Source organism: Paenibacillus ginsengihumi DSM 21568 (genome assembly GCF_000380965.1).
Taxonomy (GTDB): Bacteria; Bacillota; Bacilli; order Paenibacillales; family NBRC-103111; genus Paenibacillus_G; species Paenibacillus_G ginsengihumi.
Genome location: NZ_KB905557.1, coordinates 122041 through 129037, shown reverse-complemented (window position 1 = coordinate 129037; position 6997 = coordinate 122041). Strand labels below are relative to the sequence as shown.

Below are 6997 nucleotides of genomic sequence, written 5' to 3'. Positions count from 1 at the left end.
ACTACGCGAGCATAGACCCGACCATGGCAAACCGATTCCTGACCAAAGTGGACTGGCATATCCGCAGAAGAATAAGTCTGTGGTGGAACAGAAAACACAAGAAGAGGAGAGCCAGTCAGGTAAATGTGTTCGAATTACTTCGGATGGCGGGTCTGAAAACCGTCGCAATTTGGGGCAAACGTACTGTCCAAGGTGAAGAACGTCGGAAAGCCGTATGAGGGAAAACTTCACGTACGGTTTGATGAGGAGGGGCTGGTACCCCCAGCCCTTCACTCTACATTACCCTTCCTCTGGTGCGAAGGGGGCGGAAAATGTTGCATTTTTTGCAGGATTCGTCGCTTCATGTGCCCAGGTGAGCCCGGGGAGGGGCGGCCAAGCAGATGATTGGAGAGCGGGCCGTCCCATGTGCCCGGGGAGGGGCTGCGCTGATGCGGAGCACGGAGCCGCCGGCTGAGTTTCCCAGCAGAATTGTATAGGTTTAAACAATAAAGGACTTTGCCGAACGCAAGGTCTTTTTTAGTCCCCCAAAAAGTCTTTAGAATATGTCTTGCAAAGCGGGCAAAGAGCCTTGCATAAAGCGTGCGACTTCAACGAAAACTAAGCCCAAGTTTTGCTGATGAAGGGAGATTGCACGCGCATGTACAAAAGATTGAGCTCCGTCATGTTCCCGATCTTGCTCGTTGCCTTGATCGGCACGGGGGTGTGGGGATATCTCGAGCACCAGGAGAAGAACTCGATTTTGATTAAAGCGGAAAACCACTATCAGCGTGCTTTCCATGATTTGAGCTATCACATGGACAAGCTGCACGACGAGCTGGGCAGGACGCTGGCGCTGAATGCCACCTCTCAGGACGCTTACAAGAAGGGCCTGATTAACGTGTGGCGCATCACGAGCCAGGCCCAGGGGGAGATTTCCCAGCTGCCCTTGACGCTGCTGCCGTTCAACAAGACGGAAGAGTTTCTGGCCAATATGTCCAATTTTGCTTACCGGGCGGCGGTGCGCGATTTGAGCAAAACTCCGCTTGACGAGGGCGAGTTGAAAACGCTCAATACGCTGTACAACCATTCCAAGGAAATCGCCCAGGAGCTGAGAAAGACGCAGTCCAAGGTGCTGGCGAACAATTTGCGCTGGATGGACGTCGAAATCGCGCTCGCCTCGAAGAACGGGCCGCACGACAATGTGATCATCGACGGCTTCGCGACGGTGGACAAGAAGGTGGCGGAGTTTCCGGAAATCGAATGGAGTCCTGCGGTCATGAGCATGTACCACAAGCGCAACATCTCCATGCTCTCCGGCGCTCCGACGACTCCGGAGGAAATCAAGCAGAAGGCAGCGCAATTTCTCGGTATCCGCGACACCTCCGGCATTCAGGTTGTCGAAGACGGGGCGGGCACGGAATATCAGGCCTACAGCGTAACGGTGCCGGGACCCGGCGGCAACGACAATATTTATATGGACTACTCGAAGCAGGGAGGGCACCTGCTCTGGTTCTCCGGCACGCGGGACGTCGGGGAGAAAAAACTGGATTTGCGGCAAGCCAGAGACATCGCGGCTCAATTTCTGGACGATCACAACTACAAAAATATGACCGCGGTCAGCTATGACGAATACAACAACACCGCAAGCATTACGTTTGCTTCCAGAACGAACGATGTGATCAATTATGTCGAGAAGGTCGCTGTCAAGGTTGCGCTGGACAACGGCGAAGTGACCGGTCTTGAGGCTACGGATTACGCTTTCGGCAAAAAAGACCGCCAGCTTCCCGCACCGAAGCTGACCGTCGAGGAAGCCAAAAAGACGCTGGGGGCGAACTTCCAAATCGAAAACGTGGAAAAAGCGCTGATCAAGAACGAGGTCGACCAGGAAGTGCTGTGCTACCAGTTCAAGGGCCGTTCGAACGGCGCAGTATACCGGATTTATGTGAACGCCGATACGGGTGCGGAGGAAAAGATCGATACGCTGCGTGAGGAGGAAGCTGAGGTCAGCAAGTAAGGGCACTTGAAGGGACGTTAGGCAAGAGGCTGTCAGCCGGGAGCGAAAATCTCGCTTTTGGCCGGGCCTCTTTTTTTATGCTTTCCATATTTACCACTCGTGCTATAATGAATCTATCCTGATCATTTGATGATGATTGTCAGCAAATGTTCAGCTACCAAAGGTGACGGCCGATGATGAAGGATTCGTTCGTCATAGGCGTCTATAACGCGAGGCGGTCCGGAAAAGAGGAGGTGAGCCCATTTGCTGCCAAGAATCAACCAGATCCTCCATCTTCAGGTTCTATCGTTCGGCGACGAGGAAGCGAAGCAGGAGCATAAAGCCCGAATTGCCGAAGCGGACGATACGCGAATATGCATTGAGATCCCGATCAATACCGCTACAGGCCAATGGACGAGGCTGCGTCATGGCGACGAGCTGGCGGCCTATTACGTGACGGAGGACGGTATCAAGTATAGCTTCCGCACCACGGTAATCGGGTTTTCGGAGGACGCGGTGCGCCTTGTTCATCTGCAGACGCCTGCCCCGGAGAGCGTGGTGCGGGTGCAGCGCCGCCAGTTCGTGCGGGTGCCGGCCAACCTGGAGCTTGCGGCAAGCATCGACGGCCAGCCGCAATGCGTCGCATTGACCGATAACATTAGCGGCGGCGGCATCTCCTTCGTTTGCGACAAGAGCATCTCCGCCGAGACCGGTCAATCCGTCAGCTGCTGGCTGCTTATGCCGGGCAAGAACCAGCAGCCCGATCATATACCGTTTCGCTGCGAGATCGTGCGCATGGAGCCGCTAGCCGATTCGGACAAGCAGAGGATCGTAACCCGCTACTCGGAAATTGCGGAGAAGGACCGGGAAAAGATCATCCGGTACTGCTTCGATAGGCAGCTGGAACTGCGCAAATTAGCGCCTGAAAAATAATGGAATACAATGGACGGGTTCGGGGACACTATATTGAAAATTCAGCAAAAAAGCATCGGAGTGTTTCCTTATGAGACATCGAAGCGAGCATGGCAGAGCGCAGCGACGCTATGCGCGGGCGTTCGCGTTATTTTCCTCCAAGGTGGAGAAGATGTTGATCCGAGCCGCGGTCGTCCTGCTGACGGCGCTCGTTCTGGCCCAGCTTTTGCTGCAAAACCCGAAAATACGTTATCTGCTTGTTGAAGTCGAACGAATGGAAGGAATTCCTTATACCAGATCGGCCGGAGAATAGGCGCCGCTTTTCCGAGCGCGGTTTTGCAATCCCCTCCCGATCTATGGTATAATTTTCTTTGTTCGTAGGCTTTCGGCCTGTTTGATTTCAAAGGCCCGTCCGCTTTATTTTTGTGTAGGAGGCCGCATCTTGAATAAGTTTAACATCGCAATCGACGGACCGGCGGGAGCGGGGAAGAGCACGGTAGCCCGGCTCGTCGCCGAAGCGCTCGGCTTTGTGTACGTCGATACCGGGGCTATGTACCGGGCCGTCACTTGGCGCGTTCTGCAGGAAGGGCTTACGCCCGAGCAGACAGCCGAGATGATCGCTTTGACGGAGCGGATCGAGCTTCGGCTCGTACCCGGCGAGAACGGGCAGCAAGTGTTTGTGGACGGGATAGATGTTACGAGAGAGATTCGTTCGCGCGAAGTAACGAGTCATGTTTCACGAGTTTCGTCAATCCCCGAAATCAGACGATTGTTGACGGCGAAGCAGAAGGAGCTGGCCAAGGACAAAGGCGTCGTGATGGACGGACGGGACATTGGCAGCCAGGTGCTTCCCGATGCTGAGCTCAAAGTCTTTTTGACCGCCAGCGTGCGGATTCGGGCGGAACGCCGGTTTCGGGAACTTGGCGGGGCGCAGCAGGGAATGAGTCTGGAACAGCTGGAGCAGGAGATTGCCAGACGGGACAAAATGGACGAGCAGCGCGAAGCTTCACCGCTTGTGAAGGCGCCGGACGCTGTGCTGATCGATTCCTCCGCGATGGAAATTCCCGAAGTGGTGGAACGCATTCTCGATTTGTGCAGAACGCGCGTTGGTGGAGGGAGCTGACCTATGTTTTATGGGGTTATGCGTTCCGTGTTCCGGATCATGTTTGCCGTTATGTTCCGATTCCGGGCCTTCGGAATGGAGAATATTCCGGCCGAGGGCGGCGTCGTGCTTTGCGCGAATCACCGCAGCAATTGGGATCCCCCGCTTCTGGGCGTTGCCCTGGAGCGTAAGGTTCATTATATGGCGAAGGCGGAGTTGTTCGACATTCCCGTGCTGGGCAAAGCGATTACTGCTTTGGGCGCTTTTCCCGTCAAGCGCGGCGGCGTCAGCAAAGAATCGATCCGACTGTCCCTTTCCCTCTTGAGAGATGGACACGTCATGGGCATCTTTCCCGAAGGCTCGCGGCATAATGCGGGAGGCATGGGGAAGAAGGGAGCAGCCAGCCTGGCGATCAAATCCGGCGCGACGGTCATTCCGGCAGCTATCATAGGTGATTATAAGCCTTTCCGTCCGATGAAGGTCGTCTACGGGCGGCCCGTCGATTTAAGCGATTTCGCTGAAGGCGGTTCAGATCGGCTGGAACAAGCGACGGAGCGGATCATGAGCGAGATTCGCAAACTGGCTGCACAGCACGAATCGAAATGAGAATTCGTGGAATACTTTAGAAAAATGTCTTTTTCAATCCAAATACTATACAAGTCGTTTGATGTTGCCAAGGAGGGTACTGGACATGTCTGATGAGTTCAAAATGGAAAACGTTCAAGCCGAAACGGGAGAGGTATCCCAAGAGGAATCGATGGCCGATGTCAAGTTCCTGAAGAAGGGGGATATCGTCACAGGCAAGATCGTCAAAGTCGAGGCCGATCAAGTGATCGTCGACGTCGGCTATAAATACGACGGGGTGATTCCGGCTCGCGAATTGTCCAACGTCTCTGTCGATAATCCTGCGGAATCGCTGCAGGAAGGCCAGGAGGTTGAGCTTAAGGTCGTAACGATCGACGACAACAAGGAGAAGCTCGTCCTGTCCAAACGCGCCGTCGACAGCGAGAAAGCATGGGAAAAGCTCGCTGCCGATATGGAGAATAAGACGATCCTCGAAGCGAAAGTGGCCGAAGTCGTTAAGGGCGGCCTTGTCGTCGACATCGGTCTGCGCGGATTCGTGCCGGCTTCCATGGTCGAGCGCAACTTCGTCGAGGATTTCAGCGATTACAAAGGCCGTACGCTGCGCCTCCGCGTGAAAGAGATGGATCGCGAGAAGAACAAAGTCATCCTTTCCCAAAAGGACGTGCTGGACGAGGAGTTTGAAGCGAAGAAGCAAGAGGTGCTCTCCAGTATTCAAGTTGGCCAGGAGCTGACCGGAACGGTGCAGCGTCTGACCCAGTTCGGTGCATTCGTCGATATCGGCGGCGTGGACGGACTCGTGCATATTTCCGAGATGGCATGGCATCACGTAGAGACGCCGTCCGAGGTAGTCAAGGAAGGCGACCAAGTGAAGGTGAAGGTGCTGAAGGTCGATCCGGCTAACGAGCGCATCTCGCTCAGCATCAAGGCAACGGAGCCGGGGCCTTGGGAGAAAGTAAAAGGCGAGATTCAGACCGGCGACATCGTGACCGGCACGGTCAAACGGCTTGTTCAGTTCGGCGCTTTCGTCGAAGTGTATCCGGGCGTCGAAGGGCTTGTGCACGTCTCGCAAATCGCTCATCGCCATGTAGCCACTCCGTTCGAGGTTCTGAAGGAAGGTCAAGAGGTTAAGGTGAAGGTGCTGGATATGAATCCGGACGAAAAGCGGATTTCCCTCAGCATCAAGGAGACGGAAGAAGCGCCTGCGCGCGAGCCGAGACAAGATAGAGCGCCGCGGAAGGACGCTCAGGCGCAGGAAGAGAACCAGGGCCTTAGCCTGACGCTCGGCGAGCGTTTCGGCGATAAGCTGAGCAAGTTCAAATAAGAGGCCATTCGAAAGAGGGAACAGGCTTTGCGTATATCAAGGAAGATGGAGCATATCCGCCATGCCCTGAAGCTTGGCCAAAGCGGCGAGCAGGGGATGAGCGATATCGCGTTCGTGCCCAATGCGCTTCCTGAAGCCCATCTGGACGGCATTTCGCTGCATACCCGAATCGGCGAGCTCGCGATGAGCTCGCCGATTCTTATTAATGCCATGACCGGAGGGGCTCCGGAGACGGAAGCGATCAACCGGGAGCTTGCCGTTGCCGCGCGAGAGACGGGCATCGCCATGGCGGTCGGCTCGCAGATGGCAGCGATCCGCAATCCCGACCTGGCTGCCAGCTATCGCGTCGTCCGAAGCGTCAATCCGGACGGTCTCGTCTTCGGCAATTTGGGCGGCGAGGCGACGGTCGACGAAGCGATGAGAGCGGTCGAGATGCTGCGCGCCGACGCGCTGCAAATTCATCTCAATGCGATGCAGGAGCTCATCATGCCGGAGGGAGACCGCGATTTCCGGGGCAGGCTTGAACGCATTCAGGCTATTGCCGAAAGCTTGCCCGTCCCCGTCATCGTCAAGGAGGTCGGCTTCGGCATCGCCCGCGAATCCGTCGAGCGGTTATGGAGAGCGGGCATCCGGATCGTCGATGTCGGCGGCGCAGGTGGCACGAATTTCGCCGCTATCGAGAATGCCCGCAGAGAGGCGCCGCTCGCCTGGCTCAATGACTGGGGCTGCAAAACGAGCGTCGCATTGCTGGAGGCGCTTGACGCGCGGAGCCGCCTCGACCGGCCGGAGCGCTTGACGCTCATTGCCTCAGGCGGCATGCGCAGCGGCCTCGACGTATGCAAGGCGCTGGCCTTGGGGGCGTCGGCTGCCGGAATGGCGGGCGCGCTCTTACAGGCGCTGCGCAGCGAAGGCACGGCTGCCCTGATCGATAAAATCAGAGAGATTCATGACGAAATGCGGCTCGTGATGACCGCGCTCGGCGCCTCGTCTGTCTCCGCCCTGCAGCGGACGCCGCTCGTCGTGAGCGGCGAATCGGCGCAGTGGTGCGAGGCGCGCGGCATACCGATCAGCGCTTTTGCCCAGAGAAAGGGATGAATGACATAGA

The 6997-nt window shown here is 56.3% G+C and carries 7 protein-coding genes and 1 pseudogene; all 8 read left to right on the top strand.

The features are described 5' to 3' along the window. Window positions 1–218: pseudogene (locus F591_RS32245) on the top strand (group II intron reverse transcriptase/maturase); the annotation flags it as partial. 419 nt (window positions 219–637) lie between these two features. After that, window positions 638–1993 (top strand): germination protein YpeB, encoded by a 1356-nt coding sequence (gene ypeB, locus F591_RS0108065; RefSeq protein WP_019534086.1) that lies wholly within the window; start codon window positions 638–640, stop codon window positions 1991–1993. A 243-nt stretch (window positions 1994–2236) separates the two neighbouring features. After that, on the top strand, window positions 2237–2905 hold the full coding sequence (locus F591_RS0108060; protein ID WP_019534085.1) for a flagellar brake protein: 669 nt from the start codon (window positions 2237–2239) through the stop codon (window positions 2903–2905). A gap of 70 nt (window positions 2906–2975) precedes the next feature. Beyond that, a complete protein-coding gene (locus F591_RS0108055; RefSeq protein ID WP_019534084.1) occupies window positions 2976–3197 on the top strand; it encodes a hypothetical protein in 222 nt (73 codons plus the stop codon). A 129-nt stretch (window positions 3198–3326) separates the two neighbouring features. Next, the gene (gene cmk, locus F591_RS0108050; RefSeq protein WP_019534083.1) at window positions 3327–4007 is read left to right on the top strand and encodes a (d)CMP kinase; all 681 of its coding nucleotides are present in this window, start codon (window positions 3327–3329) and stop codon (window positions 4005–4007) included. 3 nt (window positions 4008–4010) lie between these two features. Further along, window positions 4011–4592, top strand: coding sequence for a lysophospholipid acyltransferase family protein (locus F591_RS0108045; RefSeq protein WP_019534082.1), 582 nt, complete (start codon window positions 4011–4013; stop codon window positions 4590–4592). Window positions 4593–4677: 85 nt separating this feature from the next. Further along, the gene (gene rpsA / locus F591_RS0108040) at window positions 4678–5892 is read left to right on the top strand and encodes a 30S ribosomal protein S1 (protein WP_019534081.1); all 1215 of its coding nucleotides are present in this window, start codon (window positions 4678–4680) and stop codon (window positions 5890–5892) included. A 45-nt stretch (window positions 5893–5937) separates the two neighbouring features. After that, window positions 5938–6987 carry a type 2 isopentenyl-diphosphate Delta-isomerase gene (fni, locus tag F591_RS0108035; protein WP_019534080.1) on the top strand — a complete coding sequence of 350 codons (1050 nt, stop codon included), beginning with the start codon at window positions 5938–5940 and terminating at the stop codon, window positions 6985–6987. Window positions 6988–6997: the final 10 nt, after the last annotated feature.